We start from the raw sequence: 16,334 nt of genomic DNA on the forward strand, positions 1-16,334 counted from the left end.
GATCCTCAGGCGGCGCGGTAGTTGTCGACCATGCGGTAACTGCGCGCATACATGCCGAATGCCAGGGCGGCGACCAGGGCGAAGACGGCGAAGAAGAACATCTGGAAGGCCGTGGTGCTGAGGCCGGTCGTGGCGATGTTGCCGGTGACCGTGTCGTTGCGGATGGCGGCGTTGGCCAGCAGCACCCACAGGTTGCCGATGGTGGTGGTCAGGTTCCAGAAGCTCATGACCACGCCTTTCATCGCCGCCGGTGCCTGGCTGTAGGCGAACTCCAGGCCGGTGGCCGAGACCAGCACCTCGCCGAAGGTCAGCAGCGCGTACGGCAGCACCTGCCAGACGATGGACATCGGCTCGCCGCCATCCATCACCACCTGGATGCCACCAATCACGATCCAGGCCAGGCCGCTGAAGGCGATGCCCGCCGTCATCCGGCGCAGCGCGGTGGGCTCCCAGCCGAAGCGGCGCAGTGCCGGGTACAGGACCAGGTTGTTGAACGGGATCAGGATCATCACCAGGGCCGGGTTCAGCGCCTGCATCTGCGAGGACACGAACCACTCCGGCTTGGTCATCTCGTTGCCCTGGATCACCCAGGTCGAGGCCTTCTGGTCGAACAGCGAGAAGAAAGGGGTGGTCAGGGCGAAGATCACCAGCACGCGCAGGACCGAACGCGCGCCGTCCACGGCCTCGTCCGGATGCACGCCACGGGCACGCTCCAGCTGCATCCAGGCGCCTCCGCCGACGCCTGCCAGCAGCACCACCAGCGCCACGCAGAACGCGATCACGAAGCCCATCGAGGGCACCAGGCCGAACGAGGCCGCCGCCAGCGCCACGCCGATCCAGGCCAGCCACAGGCCGGCCCTGCCCTGCCCCGGCGCCTGCGCCAGCAGCGCGGTTCGGATGACCCGCGAGAAGGCATGCGGATCCACCACCCGCTGCGGCGGCACCAGCACGTAGCGCTTGCGGCCCAGCCAGAAGACCAGGGTCGCCACGAACATCAGCAGCCCGGGGATGCCGAATGCGACGGAGGGCCCGAAGTTCTTCAGGAACAGCGGCATCAGCAGCGAGGCGAACAGCGAGCCGAAGTTGATGATCCAGTAGAAGGCATCGAACACGACCCGCGCCAGGTGCTTGTTCGACCTGTCGAACTGGTCGCCCATGAACGAGGCCACCAGCGGCTTGATGCCGCCGGCACCCAGTGCGATCAGGCCGAGGCCGGTAAAGAAGCCGGCGCGGTTGTCCTCGAACAGCGCCAGGCAGGCATGGCCGGCGCAATACACCAGGGAGAACCAGAGGATCGTGTTGTACTTGCCGAAGAAGCGGTCGGACAGCCAGCCGCCCAGCAGCGGGAAGAAGTACACCCCGATCATGAAGCTGTGCATCAGGTCCTTGGCGGCCAGCGCGCGCTCCTGCCCCGCCATGATGTGCTGCAGCAGGGTCGAGGTGATCAGGAACTGCACCAGGATGTTGCGCATCCCGTAGAAGCTGAAACGCTCGCAGGCCTCGTTGCCGATGATGAAGGGGATCTGTCGGGGCATGCGCCCCTGGCCGGCGGTGGTCGTGCTCATCCCGGGTACCGTCGCAAAAGAAACGGAGGGTACCTGATCCCGGCCCGCCGCCGGTACCCGAGGGGCCGCTGCCGCGACGGGGCGCCGCTGGCATCATGTCCGTTTTCCGTCCTGGCCCGATCGATGACGCACTGTTCCCGCCTGCTGCTGGCCTGCCTGCTCGCTGTTCCGTCCGCCCTGCCCGCTTCCCCCACCGCAGCGGCGCCCGGACCACTGGCCACGGTGGCCGAGCGCTCCGGCTTCCAGCGCACCGGCCGCTACGACGAGGTCCCGGTCCTGGCCGCCGCGTTCCAGCAGCGCTGGCCCGACCGGGTAAGCACCGTGCAGTTCGGCACCACGCCCGAGGGCCGGCCGATGCAGCTGCTGGTGGTCACCGCGACCGGTGCGTTCGATCCCGCCGAGGCCCGCCGCCGCAAGCTGCCGGTGGTGCTGGTCCAGGGTGGCATCCACGCCGGCGAGGTGGACGGCAAGGACGCGGGCTTCCTGGCCCTGCGCGAGGTGCTGGAAGGCAAGGCGGCGCCTGGCGTGCTGGACAAGGTGGTGTGGCTGTTCGTGCCGGTGTTCAACGTCGATGGCCACGAGCGCTTCGGCGCGTGGAACCGTCCCAACCAGCGCGGCCCGGAGGAAACCGGCTGGCGCACCACCGCCCAGGGCTACAACCTCAACCGCGACTACCTGAAGGCCGATTCGCCGGAGATGCAGGCCATGCTGGCCCTGGTCCGCGAATGGGATCCGCTGGCGATGGTCGACCTGCACGCCACCGACGGCGCCCAGTTCGAGCACGACGTCTCCATCCAGGTCGAGCCGGTGCATTCCGGCGACGCGGCCCTGCGCAAGGCGGGCCGCCAGTGGCGCGACGCGGTGATCGCCGACCTGGCGAAGGCCGGCTCGCTGCCGCTGGACTTCTATCCCTCGTTCCTGGTCGAGGACGACCCATCCACCGGCTTCGCCGACGACGTGCCGCCGCCGCGCTTCTCCCACGGCTATTTTGTGCTGCGCAACCGCCTGGGCATGCTGGTCGAGACCCATTCCTGGCGCACCTACCCCGAGCGCGTGCGCACTACCCGCAACACCGTGGTCTCGGTGCTGGAACAGATGGCCCGGCACGGCGCGCGCTGGCGCGCGGAGGCCGATGCCGCCGATGCGCGCGCCGTGCGCCTGGCTGGCAAGGTCGAGGCGCTGGCCTGGGACACCACCGACGCGACCCGCACCATCGATTTCCGCGGGTACGCCTATACCCGCACGCCGTCGGATGTCTCCGGCGCGCTGATGACCCGCTACGACGAGACCACCCCGCAGGTCTGGAGGCTGCCGCTGCGCTACCAGCTGGTGCCCAGCGCGGAAGCCACGGTGCCGGCCGCCGGCTACCTGGTGCCGCCGGCATGGGCGCCGCAGGTGCAGCGCGTGCTCGATGCCCACGGCGTGCAGTACCGCCGCCTGGGGCAGCCGCTCGAAGGCGTGGAGGTCGAGGCCTTCCGTGCCACCACGATCGATTTTGCAGGCCAATCGTTCGAGGGCCGCCAAGGCCTGGAACTGCAGGGCGACTGGCAGCGCGAGCGCCACGATGTAGCTGCCGGTGCGCTTTACGTTCCGGCCGCGCAGCCGCTGTCACGCGTGGTGCTGGCCCTGCTCGAACCGCGGGCGCCGGACTCGCTGGTGGCCTGGGGCGTTTTCAACAACGCATTCGAGCGCAAGGAGTACATGGAGGACTACGTCACCGAACAGGTCGCGCGCGAGATGCTGCGCGATCCGGCGGTGCGCGATGTGTTCGAGCGGCGGTTGGCCGAAGACGAGGCGTTCGCGGCCGACCCGGCGGCACGGCTGGAGTTCTTCTACCGCCGGCATCCGGCGTGGGACCAGCGCCATGGCCTCTATCCGGTATTGCGCCTGGAACAGGCGCCGCGCTGAGCTGAACGACACCCGGCGTTTAATGTTTCGACCACGCCGCCTTCGCGCCTGCGGGGCGGAGCGCCACCTATCGTGGGCGCTCCCCATTCCCCGCAAGGAGCCCCCATGAGCAAGCTTTCCGGCAAGCGCGTCGCCATCCTGGCCAGCAACGGCTTCGAGGAATCCGAACTGCTCGAGCCGCTGCGCGCCCTGCGCGACAGCGGTGCCGAGGTCGACGTCGTCTCGCCCGAGGAGGGTTCGATCCAGGGCATGCGCCACTTCGACAAGGGCCAGAAGGTCGATGTCGACCAGGCCCTGGCCGATGCCGACGCTTCCGACTATGACGCCCTGGTGATCCCGGGCGGCCTGTTCAACCCGGACGCCTTGCGCGCCGACGACAACGCCATCCGGTTCACCCGCGCATTCTTCGAGGCCGGCAAGCCCGTGGGCGCGATCTGCCATGGCCCGTGGGTGCTGGTGAATGCCGACGTGGTGGGCAAGCGCGAACTGACCTCGGTGCAGAACATCCAGCGCGATCTGGAGAATGCGGGCGCCCGCTGGGTGGACCGCGAAGTGGTGGTTGACCAGGGGCTGGTCACCAGCCGCACGCCTGACGACCTGCCGGCGTTCTGCTCCAAGCTCGTCGAGGAAATCGCCGAGGGCCGCCACAAGGGCCAGGAGCGCTCCGCATGAGCCAGCGCTTGCGCGTCCTCACGCCGCTGCTGATCGTGCTTGCGCTGGCTGCCTGCCAGCGCGAGCCCGCAGCCACGGAGGCCAGTCAGCCCCCGTCCACGCCCGCCAATGACGCCAGCGCCGGGGCGTCCCTCGATCCGGACGACGGCGCCCCGCCCCCGGGCCCGCCCGCCGGTACCGACGAGGGCGTCATCGACAGCGCATGGCGTTGCGGCGACCGGCCGGTGGCCGCGCGCTTCGACAATGGCGCCGGTACCGTGACCCTGACCCATGATCGCGGCGAACTGGTGTTGCCGCAGGCACGCTCCGCCTCCGGCGCGCGCTACGCAGACGCAAATGGCAACGAGTTCTGGAACAAGGGCAACGAGGCCACCCTGACCCTGTCCGGGCAGGAAGCGCTGGCGTGCCAGGAGCGGTCAGCCGACGCCGCCGTCACCGAGTGACCGCGGCAATACCTCGGGGAAACGCGACGGCCCGCCACTCGGCGGGCCGTCTGCCATCCGGATCGGACCGATCGATCAGGCGGCGGTCGAGGACCGCAGCGCCGCGATCCGCTCCGACAGCGGCGGATGGCTGAGGAAGAGCTTGCGCAGGCCGTCGCCGATGCCACCGGAGATGCCGAACGCGGCGATCTGGTTCGGCAGCGTGCTCTGGCCGTGGTTGAGCGACAGCCTCTCCAGCGCGGCGATCATCTTGTGGCGGCCGGCCAGCTGGGCGCCACCGGCGTCGGCGCGGAACTCGCGACGGCGCGAGAACCACATCGCGATCATGGTCGCGAACAGGCCGAACACCATCTCCAGCACCAGCACGATCGCGAAGTACGCCATGCCGCGGCCCTCGCCCTCGCGGTTGCCGGACAGGTAGCTGTCGACGATGCCCCCGACCACGCGCGCAAGCACGATCACGAAGGTGTTGAGCACGCCCTGCAGCAGGGCCATGGTCACCATGTCGCCATTGGCCACGTGCGCCACCTCGTGGCCCAGCACCGCCTCGGCCTCGTCGGCGCTCATGTTGCGCAGCAGGCCGGTGGACACCGCAACCAGCGCGTTGTTGCGATTGGCGCCAGTGGCGAAGGCGTTGATTTCCGGAGCGTCGTAGATCGCCACCTCCGGCATGCCGATGCCGGCCGCCTGGGCCTGGCGGCGCACGGTTTCCACCAGCCAGCGCTCGGCCTCGCTGCGCGGCTGGGTGATCACCTGAGCGCCGGTGGCACGCTTGGCCATCCACTTGGAGGTCAGCAGCGAGATCAGCGAGCCACCGAAGCCGAACATCGCGCCCAGCACCAGCAGGCCGCCCATCTGGTCCGGGCTTACGCCCAGCAGCGACATCACGATACTGGCCAGGAACAGCACGGCAAGGTTGGTGGCGAGGAACAGCGCGATACGGGTGAACACTCGGCGGACTCCGGCGATGCGTTGGGATGTTGTCCCGCAGATGGGCCTGGGCGCGCTTGAAATCAAGGGCGGCCGCCCGCGACCATGTCGCGATGGCGCAGGCACCCCAGGCATCCGACGTTCCCTACCGCGGCCGTTTCGCGCCCTCCCCCACCGGTCCGCTGCACGCCGGATCGCTGCTGGCCGCCTTCGGCAGCTGGCTGCTGGCGCGGGCCGCCGGCGGCCAATGGCTGGTGCGGATCGAGGACGTCGACCGCCCGCGCGAGGTGCCCGGGGCCGCCGAAGCGCAGCTGGCCACCCTGTCGGCCTTCGGCCTGGAATCGGACCTGCCGGTCGTGCGCCAGAGCGAGCGCCAGGGGCTTTACCAGGCGGCACTGCAGCGCCTGCTGGACGCCGGCCTGGCCTTCCCCTGTTCCTGCAGCCGCAGCGAGCTGGCCGCGGCCGGCGGCATCCACCGCCGCTGCGTCGCCGCCGCGCCGCGGCCGCAGCCGGCGATCCGCCTGCGGGTGCCCGATGGCAGCCACGTCGCCTTCGAGGACGGCCTGCAGGGCCGTTTCGAGCAGCAGGTCGACCGCGAGGTGGGCGACTTCGTCCTGCTCCGCGCCGACGGCTACTGGGCCTACCAGCTGGCGGTCGTCGTCGACGACGCCGCGCAGGGCGTGACCGACGTGGTGCGCGGCGCGGACCTGCTGGACTCCACCCCGCGCCAGATCCTCCTGCAGCGCGCGCTGGGCCTGCCCGTCCCGCGCTACCTGCACCTGCCCCTGCTGCTGGACGCCGACGGGCACAAGCTGTCCAAGTCCAGTGCCGCGCTGCCGGTCGATCCCGCGGATCCGCTTCCCGCACTGCGTCATTGCTGGACCCTGCTGGGCCAGGACCCGGCACCGCTACGGGGCGAAAAACGGTTGGATGCACTGCTATGGCGCGCGATTTCGCACTTCGATCGTGCAAGGCTGCCGGCGCGCTTGCACTTTCATCAGCCCCTCACTACAACTTCGCCGGACATGTCTGAATAGCCGGGGCACCCGGCAGGGGCCTTGATGAACAGTCGCGTCGCACTTGTTACCGGCGGAACCGGCGGAATCGGCACCGCCATCTGCAAGCGCCTGGTGGACATGGGCCACCGCGTCGCAACCAATTACCGCAACGAGGAAAAGGCCCTGGCCTGGCAGCAGCAGATGCGAGAGGCCGGCTACGAAATCACCCTGGTCCCCGGCGACGTCGGCACCCCGGAGGGCGGTGCCGCCCTGGTGCGCGGGGTCGAGCAGGCGCTGGGGCCGATCGAGATCCTGGTCAACAACGCCGGCATCACCCGCGACACCACCTTCCACCGCATGACCCCCGAGCAGTGGCACGAGGTGGTCAACACCAACCTCAACTCGGTGTTCAACGTCACCCGTCCGGTGATCGAGGGCATGCGCGAGCGCAAGTGGGGCCGGGTCATCCAGATCAGCTCGATCAATGGCCTCAAGGGCCAGTACGGCCAGGCCAACTACGCTGCGGCCAAGGCCGGCATGCACGGGTTCACCATCTCCCTGGCACGCGAGAACGCCCGCCTGGGCATCACGGTCAACACCGTATCCCCCGGTTACGTGGCCACCGACATGGTCATGGCCGTGCCGGAGGACGTCCGCGCCAAGATCGTGGCCGACATCCCGACCGGCCGCCTGGGACGGCCGGAGGAGATCGCCTACGCGGTGGGATTCCTGGTCGCCGAGGAGGCCGCCTGGATCACCGGCTCCAACCTGGACATCAATGGCGGCCACCACATGGGCTGGTAAGCCGTCAATGGGCCGGCCGGCAGTTGCATGCGCTGCTGCGGTGCGCCATGCTCGGGCAACGTTGAAGCCCCGAGTGAGCGCTCTAGATGGCTGCCACCCGCATCATCAAGAAGTACCCGAACCGCCGGCTGTACGACACCGAAATCTCCAGCTACATCACCATCGAGGACGTGCGCCAGCTCATCCTCGACGGCGAGTCCTTCGAGGTCCGTGACGCCAAGAGCGGCGAGGACCTGACCCGTTCAGTCCTGCTGCAGATCATCGCCGAGCAGGAACAGGACGGCGAACCCATGCTGTCCACCCAGCTGCTGAGCCAGATCATCCGTTTCTACGGCGACTCGCTGCAGGGCTTCATGGGCAATTACCTCGAGCGCAGCATGCAGCTGTTCCTCGAGCAGCAGCAGACCTTCCGCCAGCAGATGGGCAACCTGCTGGGTCAGACGCCGTGGACGGCCATGAACCAGCTGACCGAGCGCAACCTGGAGCTGTGGCAGGAGTTCCAGCGCGGGCTGGCCGGCAGCCTGGGCCGCCCGACCGGCACCCGGGACACTCCCCCGCCTCCGCCCGGCGGCAAGACCCGGCGCTGAGGCGTGCGATCCACTGCCGGCATCACTGCCGGCAGTACTTCTCCCGGTACTCCATGGCCCTGGGCATCAGCGACTGCAGGGTCTGGATGCGCGTGCCCGGATTCGGATGGGTCGAGGCGAATTCCGGAGGCGCGTCCCCGCCGCTGGCGGACATCCGCTCCCACAGGCCAATCGCCGCGTTGGGGTCGTAGCAGGCCGCCGCCGCCAGCATCAGCCCGACCTCGTCGGCCTGGGTCTCGTGGGTGCGCGCGTACGGCAGCAGGTAGCCATAGCCCATCGCCGCCATCACCATCTGCTGCTGTTGCGGGTCCAGCCCGCCAGCGGCGCCGGCCATCTGCCCGATCTGCGCCAGCTTCTGCTGGCTCATGCGCTGGGCGCCATGGCGCAGCAGCGCGTGGGCGATCTCGTGGCCCATGACCACTGCCATCGCGTCCTCGCTCTGCGCCACCGGGAACAACCCGGTGTAGACCGCCATCTTGCCGCCGGGCAGGCAGAAAGCGTTGGCCTGGTCGGAAGGGATCACGTTGACCTCCCACTCGAACTGCTTCCAGTGGGTCGGCGCCTCCATGCCATGCGCGGCCGCGATCTCCGCGGTGACCTCGTCCACCTTGTCGATCAGGCGCGCGGCGATGCGCTCGACCTGCTGCGCGGCCGGGTCCGAGCGCGGCAGCGGCGGCTCCTGTTCCAGGATCTGCTCGTAGGCCTGCAGCCCCAGCGCGCGCTCCTGCTCGGGGCCGATGCTGCTGTCGATCAGCACCGTCTCGCCCGTGTACGGGTCCTGGGTGCGGTTGGAGAGGTAGTAGCAGCCGCCATAGGCCAGGAAGGCCAGCACCACCAGGATGCGGAACCCGCCGCCCAGGCCACGGCCACGCCCGCCGGCGGCCCGGCCGCGATGAGGATCCATGCGCATTGCCCCCTCCTCCTCTGCGTTAGATGCCGCGCACCACGCGGAAGCCGATGCGCGCACTGGTCACGTCCGAGTCCACCCGCGAGCGCCACGCCGCCCGGGTCTGCGCCGGCGAGCCGGCCCATGACCCGCCGCGCACCACGCGCGCGCGGCACCCGGGGTTGAACCAGGCGGCACCATCGGCCGGGGCGCGCTGGTAGCTGGCATGCCAGCAGTCGGCGACCCATTCGGAGACATTGCCGGCCAGATCGTGAAGGCCCCATGCATTGGGCTTGAAGCGACCCGCAGGGGCCACGCCCCAGTAGCCGTCGCCGTAGCCGACGAAGGCGTTGTTCCAGGTACGGCCGCCGGGCGAGACGTCGTTGCCACCGGTGAAGTTGCCGGTGTCCGGCGGCGGCACGCCGGCATCGCCCCATGGGTAGCGCCCCGGGTTGCCGGCGCGCAGGGCGTACTCGAACTCGGCCTCGCTGGGCAGCCGGTAATGGCGCCCGGTCTGCTCCGACAGCCAGGCCGCATAGGCTTCGGCGTCGCGCACGCTGACATGCAGCACCGGATCGCCCGGGTCGGCCGGGCGGCCGTCGTAGCCGGAACGCCAGTCCACGCCGCTGCGACGCACGAAGTTGCCGCTGCGTTCGTCGTAGACCAGGGAATTGCCGCGCCGGGTGGCACGCGGCCGCGCGCCGGCCGATGCCACGAAGCGGCCGAACTCGGCCACCGTCACCTCGGTCAGCGACATCGCGAAACCGCGGTTGAAGCGCACGTAATGGGCCGGCTTCTCGGCATCGGACGCCAGCGGATCGGTGTCCTCCGCCCCCATGCGGAAGCCGCCATGCGGCACCACCACCATCTGCGGACCACGACTGCCGTCGGCCAGGGCGTCGGTGAAGACCTGGCCCGGCCGGAACGGGCCGTAGTAGGTCACCAGGTCGATGCGCTCGCGCAGGTTGGCCGCCACCGGATCGCCCGGCCGGGCGATCCGCAGCACCTCCGCCAGGCGCATCCGCGCGCTGCGCAGGCCGTCGGGCCGCAGCAGGTCGCGCAGCGCGGCGTCGCGCAGGCCGGCGATGTTGCGCGCGCGCTGGGCCTCGATGCGGGCGCGGGCATCGGCCACCGCACCGGCCCCGTCCCCGCGCACCGCGACCGCCTGGTCCAGCCAGCGCTCAGCCGCCTCGAACTCCAGGGCGCCGGCGGAGGCCATCGCGCGGTCGATCAGCGCGCTCTCCACCGCCGCCACGCCTTGGCGGGCGTCGCGGTTGCCCGGGGCCAGCGCCAGCGCCTCGCGGAAGTAGGCCAGCGCCCCGCTGCCGGGCTCCAGCAGGCCGGCCCGCAGGTCCTCGCGGCCGGCACGGACCAGGGTGGCCACGCGCTGTGCCGTCTCCACCCGCTGCTGCAGCGCGCGTACCTTCGCGTCGTCGGCGTCCAGTCCGCGGGCCACCGCCGCCAGCCTGACCGCCCGGTCCAGGGCGCCGGACTGCGGATCGGCCGCGGCTTCGGCCAGGGCCCGGTCGGCGGCCGCCAGCACCGCCCTGATGGTACGGCGCAGCCCATCCCGGGCCAGGCGGTCGTCAGGATCGCTACGCACCAGGGCCAGGTAGAGCGGCGCGGCCGAACCTGCGTCCTCGTACAGGCGCCCCTCGCGCAACGCCGCCTCCGCCTGCCGCCGCAACGCGCGACGGTCGGTCCCGGCGTCCACCGCGACCTCGGGGGCCACCCACGCCTCGACCACCTGGGCGCTCTCGTCGCCGCTGACCGTCACCTTCGGCAGGGCGATGTCCGGCGCCGGCCCTTCGACCTGGCCGGCCGGCGCGATATCCGCCGCATCCGGGGACGCGGGCCCGCCACAGCCGGCCATGCCCAGCAGGACCCCCGTCCACAGCAATGCCCGACCGCTCGCGCGCAAGACGCCTCCCGGAAACCCGTTCCGCCCCACGGCGGATTTGCCGTTAGGCTATCCCAGCCAATACGCGCACGACCACGCAAGACCGGAACCCCCACGTGTCAGAAGCCCTCTGGATCGACCAGCCCTCCGAACTGCTGCGCCGCCTGCAGTCCGCCCCCGCCCGCATCGGCCTGGATACCGAATTCATCCGCGAACGCACCTTCTGGCCGCGCCTGGCCCTGGTGCAGATGGCCGTCGGCGACGAAGTCCTGCTGGTGGACGCGCTGGTTCCGGGCATGGCCGAGGCCATCGCCGCGTGGCTGGACGCCCCCCACGTGCTCAAGGTGATGCACAGCGCCAGCGAGGACCTGGTCGCCTTCCGCTGTGCCTGCGGCACCGTGCCGCGGCCCATGTACGACACCCAGGTGGCCGCGGCCCTGGCCGGCTTCGGCGCCGGCATGGGCTACCAGCGCCTGGTCGCCCAGGTCACCGGCATCACCCTGGCCAAGGGCGAGACCCGCTCGGACTGGACCCGCCGCCCGCTCAGCGCGGCCCAGCTCGAATACGCCGCCGACGATGTCCGCCACCTCGACGCCGTGTACGAGGCCACCCTCGCCCGCCTGCGCGAGCTTGGCCGCGAGCAATGGCTGGCCGAGGACATGGCCCGCACCGTGGAACAGGCCGCCCACGACGAACCCGAGCGCTGGCCGCACCTGGCCCTGCGCACCGCCCAGTACCTGGACCGCGCCGGTCAGCGCCGCCTGCTGCGGCTGCTGCGCTGGCGCGAGCAGCAGGCCCGCCTGCAGGACCACCCGCGCAGCTGGATCCTGGACAACGACCTGGCCCTGGACCTGGCCCGCGACCCGCCGGCGGACGGCAGCGCCCTGCAGGCGCGGCTGGACGCCACTCCCAAGGCCCCGCGCAAGCTCGGCAGTGCGCTGTGGCAGGCGCTGACCACTGCCCTGGCCGACGAGGAGGAGATGCCAGCCATCGCCGCCGAACCGGACCGCAACAAGGTCCGCCGGCTGCAGGATGCCGTGGCCAGGCGCAGCGCCGACCTGGGCCTTCCCGACGGGGTCCTGGCCTCGCGCCGGCACCTGGAAGCCCTGCTGGAGAACGGCAGCTGGCCGATTGCCCTGCAGGGCTGGCGCCAGCGCGAGCTGGAGCCGGTGCTGGAACCGCTGCTGGCCCGTACCGGCACCGCAGGCTAGAATTCGCCCCCTTCCGGGCGGGCCACGCCCCGGCTCCGCCCGTTCCGGGCCGCCTGCCGGCGCCCCGATGGCGACGCCGGCACCGGTCCGTCCGGCAGGCCGGGCCGCACCCGCCCGATCCCAGGTCCCACAGCCGGAGTCGCTCGCCGCAGGAACCCCACGCCCGCCCGTTCCGGCGTTGCGCCGGTCCCGCGGCAGGTCGCGGCCCCGTCCGGTCGAGAACACCGCCCGCTGATGCAGTCCCCAGCCCGAACCAGCCCCAGTGGCCCCCGCTTCGTCCGCCAGCTGTCCCGGCTCGCCGGCGCGGCCGCGGATGCCCCGGTCCAGCCGCTGTCGCAGCTGCTGAGCCAGTGGCTGGAATGGAAGCAGGCCGTGGCCCTGGCGCGGGTGCTGGATACCCCGGTGGACGCCGTTCCGGCCGAAGCCGGCGAAGCGGCCGATGCCGCAGCCGTCCTGTCCGCGACCCGCGATTCCCTGGCCCAGTCGATCGCCCGCGACCGCGCCTTCGCCGCGCCGCCGGAAGGGCCGCGCCCGCCCTTCGAGTGGAGCTACTTCCAGCAGCGCCACATGGCCCTGCAGCACCTGCTGGAGAGCGGCACCGGCCGCCTGCGCGAGACCCTGCGCGCGCGCCTGGCCGCCCATTCGCCCGGACTGGCCCGCCTGGCCGCGGTCGACGCGGTGATGGAGCAGGCCCTGGCCCGCCCCACCCGCGGCCTGCTCGGCCGTGCGACCCCGGTGCTGGAACACCGCTACCAGGAACTGCTGGCAGCCAGCGACCAGGCCCCCGAGGCCGAGGCGCCCGCCTGGCTGGACAGCTTCCGCCACGACATGCGCGAGCTGCTGCTCGCCGAACTCGACATCCGCCTGCAACCCGCCGAAGGCCTGCTCGCAGCCCTCGGCACCGCCCCCACAGGTTCCCATGCAACGAATCCTTCCTGAACTGGCCACCTTCCTCGCCGGCCTGGCCGCCGTGCTCTGGATCGGCGCCGGCTACGCCGCCGGGCATCCGCTGGCCCTGCTGTTCACCCTGCTCGTGCTGGCCTTCTACCTGGTCGGCGCACTGGAGCTGTACCGTTACCGCCAGGCCACGCTGGGCCTGGAACGCGCCCTGGCAAGCCTGGATGCCACGCCGGCCAGCCTCGACACCTGGCTGGCACAGCTGGATCCGGGCCTGCGCGAGCCCGTGCGGATGCGCGTCGAAGGCGGCCGCCTGCCGCTGCCGGGTCCGGCCCTGGTGCCGTACCTGGTCGGCATGCTGGTGCTGCTGGGCATGCTCGGCACCCTGCTGGGCATGATGGCCACCCTGCGCGGCACCGGCGTGGCCCTGGAGGGCACGGCCGAGCTGGACGCGATCCGCGACGCGCTGGCCGCGCCGGTACGCGGCCTGGGCTTCGCCTTCGGCACCTCGATCGCCGGCGTCGCCGCCGCGGCCGCCCTCGGCCTGCTGTCCGCCCTCTGCCGCCGTGCCCGCGCCCGCGCCGCGCAGCAGCTCGATGCCCGCACCGCCACCACCCTGCGTGCGTGGTCGCAGGCCTGGCAGCGCGAGCAGACCGTGCAGCTGCTGCAGGCCCAGGCCGGCCTGCTGCCGGCCCTGGTCGAGCGCCTGGAGCAGATGGCGACCGCGCTGGAGCAGCGCGACGCCGCGGCCACCGAGCGCCAGCTGGCGCAGCAGGAGGCCTTCCACGCCCGCACCGAGGCGACCTTCCGCGAGCTGGCCGGCTCGGTCCAGGCCACCCTCTCCGACAGCGTCGCCAGCAGTGCGCGCGAGGCCCGCGCCGCGGTGCAGCCGGTGCTGGAATCGACCCTGGCGGCGATCGCCGGCCATGCCGAATCCACCCGCGAGAGCGTGACCGGCGCGGTGCAGCGGCACCTGGACGGCGCCGGCGAAAGCCTGCGCAGCCTGGGCGCGGAGATCTCCGCCCAGTGGAGCGCCGCCCTGCAGGCGCAGCGCGAGGCCGGCGCGGCCCTGCTGCAGGACCTGCGCGGGGGGCAGGAACAGCTGGCCGCGACCGTGGGCACCCATGCCGAGACCCTGGTTGCCCGCATCGGCGCCCAGCTCGAGCAGGCCGGCAACGGCCTGGCCGCCGGCTGGGAGCAGGTGCTGTCGCGCCAGGAGGAAGCCAACCGCGTGGCGGCCGAACAGCAGCGCCAGGCCCTGGCCGAAGCCGCCGGCGCGATCGAGCGCCAGTCCGCCGCCCTGCTGGCCTCGCTGGAACAGGCCCATGCCCAGCTGCAGGCCGCCTTCGCCAGCCAGGAGGAGGAGCGCCTGGCGCGCTGGAGCACTACCCTCGAGGCCGCCGGCGCCGCCCGGCGCGAGCAGTGGCAGCAGGCCGGCGACGAGGCCGCCGCGCGCCAGCAGGCGGTGTGCGACACCCTCGCCAGCACCGCGGCGCAGATCAGCGAGCGCACCCAGGCCCAGGCCGAGGCGACCATCGCCGAGATCTCGCAGCTGGCCCGCACTGCCGCCGAGGCGCCGCAGGCCGCGGCCGAGGTCATCACCGAGGTCCGTCGCCAGCTGTCCGAGAGCCTGGCCCGCGACACTGCCCTGCTGGAGGAGCGCAGCCAGCACATGGCGATGTTCGGCCAGCTGCTGGAGGGCGTGAACCGCGCCTCCGGCGAGCAGCGCGTCGCGCTGGAGTCGCTGGTCGAATCCACCGCCGCCCTGCTCGAGCGCACCGGTGCCCGCTTCGAGGAGCAGGTCCACAGCCGCGGCGAGCAGCTGCAGGAAGCCGGCGCCCAGGTGGCCGCCGGCGCCGCCGAGGTCGCCAGCCTGGCCGAAGCCTTTGGCGCGGCGGTCGAGGCCTTCGCCCAGGGCAATGCCCTGCTGGTGGAGCGCATGCAGCAGATCGAGGCGGCGCTGGAGAAGGCCGCCAGCCGTAGCGACGAGCAGCTGGCCTACTACGTGGCCCAGGCCCGCGAGGTGATCGACCTGGGCATGCTCAGCCAGAAGCAGATCGTCGAGGACCTGCAGCGCCTGTCAGCGCGGAGCGCGGCATGATCGAGCACGCCGGCGACGAGGACGGGCTGGCGGCCCCGGTCTGGGCGGCGTTCGCCGACCTGATGGCGGTGCTGCTGGGCGTGTTCGTGCTGATCCTGGTCTGCGTCATCGGCGTGCAGCTGCAGCTGTCGGCGCGGCTGGACGAGGAAGTGCGCCAGCGCCAGGCCGAGGCGCAACAGCGCGAGGCGCTGGAACAGGCGCTGGCCGCGCCGCTGGCCGATGGCCGCATCACCCTGGTCGACGGCCGCATCGGCATCCGCGGCAACGTGCTGTTCGCGCTCAATTCCGACCAGCTGCAGCCGGAGGGCCGCCAGGTGCTGCGCGCGCTGGCCGCGCCGCTGGCCGGCTACCTCAAGGCGCGCGAGCAGGTGCTGATGGTCAGCGGCTTCACCGACGACCGTCCGGTGCACGAGGGCAACCGCCGCTTCGCCGACAACTGGGAACTGTCGGCGCAGCGCGCGCTGACCGTGACCCGCACCCTGATCGAGGAAGGCGTGCCGGCCGACTCGGTGTTTGCCGCCGCCTTCGGCGAGCACCAGCCGGTCGGCTCCAACGCCGACGAGGAAGGACGCGCGCGCAACCGCCGCGTGGAAATCGCGCCCGTGCCCCGTCCCGTGCGCACCGCCGGTGCCGCCGATGCCGACTGAGGACATCCAGGCCCGCCTCGAGCGCTGGCGCGCCACCGGCGCCGACCGCACCCAGCCGCTGCGCTTCGCCGCGCTGCAGGCGCTGGCGCGGCGCGCACGGGCGCAGCAGGGCCTGGCGCGGGAGCGGACCGAGGCGCGCCTGGCACGCCTGGTCGAGCGCTATGCCCCCGCGCTGGACGCGGTTGCGCCCGCGCCCGCGCCCGCCCCGCCGGCGGCGCCCACACCGGGGCCGCTGGCGGGACTTGTCGCGCAGCTGGACGGCATCGCCCTCCAGCGCCCCGGCCCCACCGCCTCCGGCGAGGTGCAGGAAAGGGCCGTGCTCGGCGAGCTGCGCCGGTTGTGGGCGCAGGTACGCAGCGAGAGCCAGCTGCGGCGCTCGCTGCAGGACCTGCCCGAGGACGCCGGCCCGCTCAACTCCGGCAAGCTGGTGCACCGCGCGCTGAACCTGATGGGGCAGCTGTCGCCGCAGTACCTGCGCCACTTCCTCGCCCACCTGGACACCCTGGCCTGGATCGGCCAGGTCGACCCACCGCCGGCACGGCCCGCGGAAAAGGCCGCCGCGCCGGCGCGCAAGCGCAGCCGCAAGCGCGCCGCCACCGCGGATTGAACGCATCGGCGGTTTCCTGCGCGGGGAGGCTTGGCGAACCGCAAAGGCCGCGCTAGAATGCGCGCCCTGACGTCACCGTCACCGTGGGGCCATAGCTCAGCTGGGAGAGCGCGTCGTTCGCAATGACGAGGTCGGGAGTTCGATCCTCCCTGGCTCCACCAATATATAAAGGTCAACC

The 16,334-nt window shown here is 71.9% G+C and carries 15 protein-coding genes and 1 tRNA gene; 12 read left to right on the forward strand and 4 right to left on the reverse strand.

Translation table 11 applies throughout. The features are described 5' to 3' along the window. Positions 1-5: 5 nt before the first annotated feature. Positions 6-1,565 carry a POT-type proton-dependent oligopeptide transporter gene (locus CSC68_RS12155; RefSeq protein ID WP_162203823.1) on the reverse strand — a complete coding sequence of 520 codons (1,560 nt, stop codon included), beginning with the start codon at positions 1,563-1,565 and terminating at the stop codon, positions 6-8. Positions 1,566-1,688: 123 nt separating this feature from the next. Between CSC68_RS12155 and CSC68_RS12160 the strand changes: the two genes are divergently transcribed. The 3 genes from CSC68_RS12160 (at position 1,689) to CSC68_RS12170 (ending at position 4,588) form a co-directional block, all read left to right on the forward strand. Continuing rightward, positions 1,689-3,473, forward strand: coding sequence for a M14 family metallopeptidase (locus CSC68_RS12160; RefSeq protein ID WP_162203824.1), 1,785 nt, complete (start codon positions 1,689-1,691; stop codon positions 3,471-3,473). A gap of 105 nt (positions 3,474-3,578) precedes the next feature. Next, complete coding sequence (locus tag CSC68_RS12165) at positions 3,579-4,145, forward strand: type 1 glutamine amidotransferase domain-containing protein (RefSeq protein WP_162203825.1); 567 nt, start codon at positions 3,579-3,581, stop codon at positions 4,143-4,145. Continuing rightward, positions 4,142-4,588 carry an MliC family protein gene (locus CSC68_RS12170; RefSeq protein ID WP_162203826.1) on the forward strand — a complete coding sequence of 149 codons (447 nt, stop codon included), beginning with the start codon at positions 4,142-4,144 and terminating at the stop codon, positions 4,586-4,588. The genes CSC68_RS12165 and CSC68_RS12170 overlap by 4 nt, the downstream gene beginning before the upstream one ends. Before the next feature lie 75 nt (positions 4,589-4,663). On the opposite strand, the gene htpX is transcribed toward CSC68_RS12170, so the two are convergent. Further along, a complete protein-coding gene (htpX, locus tag CSC68_RS12175; protein WP_162203827.1) occupies positions 4,664-5,539 on the reverse strand; it encodes a protease HtpX in 876 nt (291 codons plus the stop codon). 92 nt (positions 5,540-5,631) lie between these two features. Here htpX and gluQRS point away from each other — a divergent pair, with 92 nt between their 5' ends. The 3 genes from gluQRS to phaR all read left to right on the forward strand — a co-directional run bounded on the left by gluQRS (position 5,632) and on the right by phaR (position 7,907). Beyond that, positions 5,632-6,555 carry a tRNA glutamyl-Q(34) synthetase GluQRS gene (gene gluQRS, locus CSC68_RS12180; protein ID WP_162203828.1) on the forward strand — a complete coding sequence of 308 codons (924 nt, stop codon included), beginning with the start codon at positions 5,632-5,634 and terminating at the stop codon, positions 6,553-6,555. Between the two features lie 24 nt (positions 6,556-6,579). After that, positions 6,580-7,320, forward strand: a complete 741-nt coding sequence (phbB, locus tag CSC68_RS12185; protein ID WP_162203829.1) for a beta-ketoacyl-ACP reductase — start codon at positions 6,580-6,582, stop codon at positions 7,318-7,320. Between the two features lie 86 nt (positions 7,321-7,406). Beyond that, positions 7,407-7,907: a polyhydroxyalkanoate synthesis repressor PhaR gene (phaR, locus tag CSC68_RS12190; RefSeq protein ID WP_162203830.1), complete on the forward strand. Its 501-nt coding sequence runs from the start codon at positions 7,407-7,409 to the stop codon at positions 7,905-7,907. 22 nt (positions 7,908-7,929) lie between these two features. On the opposite strand, the gene CSC68_RS12195 is transcribed toward phaR, so the two are convergent. Continuing rightward, the gene (locus tag CSC68_RS12195; protein WP_162203831.1) at positions 7,930-8,817 is read right to left on the reverse strand and encodes a M48 family metallopeptidase; all 888 of its coding nucleotides are present in this window, start codon (positions 8,815-8,817) and stop codon (positions 7,930-7,932) included. Positions 8,818-8,836: 19 nt separating this feature from the next. Next, positions 8,837-10,666 carry an SUMF1/EgtB/PvdO family nonheme iron enzyme gene (locus CSC68_RS12200; RefSeq protein ID WP_162203846.1) on the reverse strand — a complete coding sequence of 610 codons (1,830 nt, stop codon included), beginning with the start codon at positions 10,664-10,666 and terminating at the stop codon, positions 8,837-8,839. 143 nt (positions 10,667-10,809) lie between these two features. Here CSC68_RS12200 and rnd point away from each other — a divergent pair, with 143 nt between their 5' ends. From rnd to CSC68_RS12230, 6 genes are all read left to right on the forward strand, one after another. Beyond that, on the forward strand, positions 10,810-11,904 hold the full coding sequence (gene rnd, locus CSC68_RS12205) for a ribonuclease D (RefSeq protein ID WP_162203832.1): 1,095 nt from the start codon (positions 10,810-10,812) through the stop codon (positions 11,902-11,904). A 234-nt stretch (positions 11,905-12,138) separates the two neighbouring features. Beyond that, on the forward strand, positions 12,139-12,843 hold the full coding sequence (locus CSC68_RS12210; RefSeq protein ID WP_162203833.1) for a DUF3348 domain-containing protein: 705 nt from the start codon (positions 12,139-12,141) through the stop codon (positions 12,841-12,843). Next, positions 12,824-14,902, forward strand: a complete 2,079-nt coding sequence (locus CSC68_RS12215) for a DUF802 domain-containing protein (protein WP_162203834.1) — start codon at positions 12,824-12,826, stop codon at positions 14,900-14,902. Before CSC68_RS12210 ends, CSC68_RS12215 begins: the two co-directional genes overlap by 20 nt. Beyond that, positions 14,899-15,549, forward strand: a complete 651-nt coding sequence (locus CSC68_RS12220; protein ID WP_162203835.1) for an OmpA family protein — start codon at positions 14,899-14,901, stop codon at positions 15,547-15,549. The genes CSC68_RS12215 and CSC68_RS12220 overlap by 4 nt, the downstream gene beginning before the upstream one ends. Then, complete coding sequence (locus CSC68_RS12225; RefSeq protein ID WP_162203836.1) at positions 15,539-16,156, forward strand: DUF2894 domain-containing protein; 618 nt, start codon at positions 15,539-15,541, stop codon at positions 16,154-16,156. Before CSC68_RS12220 ends, CSC68_RS12225 begins: the two co-directional genes overlap by 11 nt. A gap of 85 nt (positions 16,157-16,241) precedes the next feature. After that, a tRNA-Ala gene (locus tag CSC68_RS12230) sits at positions 16,242-16,317 on the forward strand. Positions 16,318-16,334 lie beyond the last annotated feature (17 nt).

It is taken from the genome of Pseudoxanthomonas suwonensis (genome assembly GCF_010093235.1).
Lineage (GTDB): Bacteria > Pseudomonadota > Gammaproteobacteria > Xanthomonadales > Xanthomonadaceae > Pseudoxanthomonas > Pseudoxanthomonas suwonensis.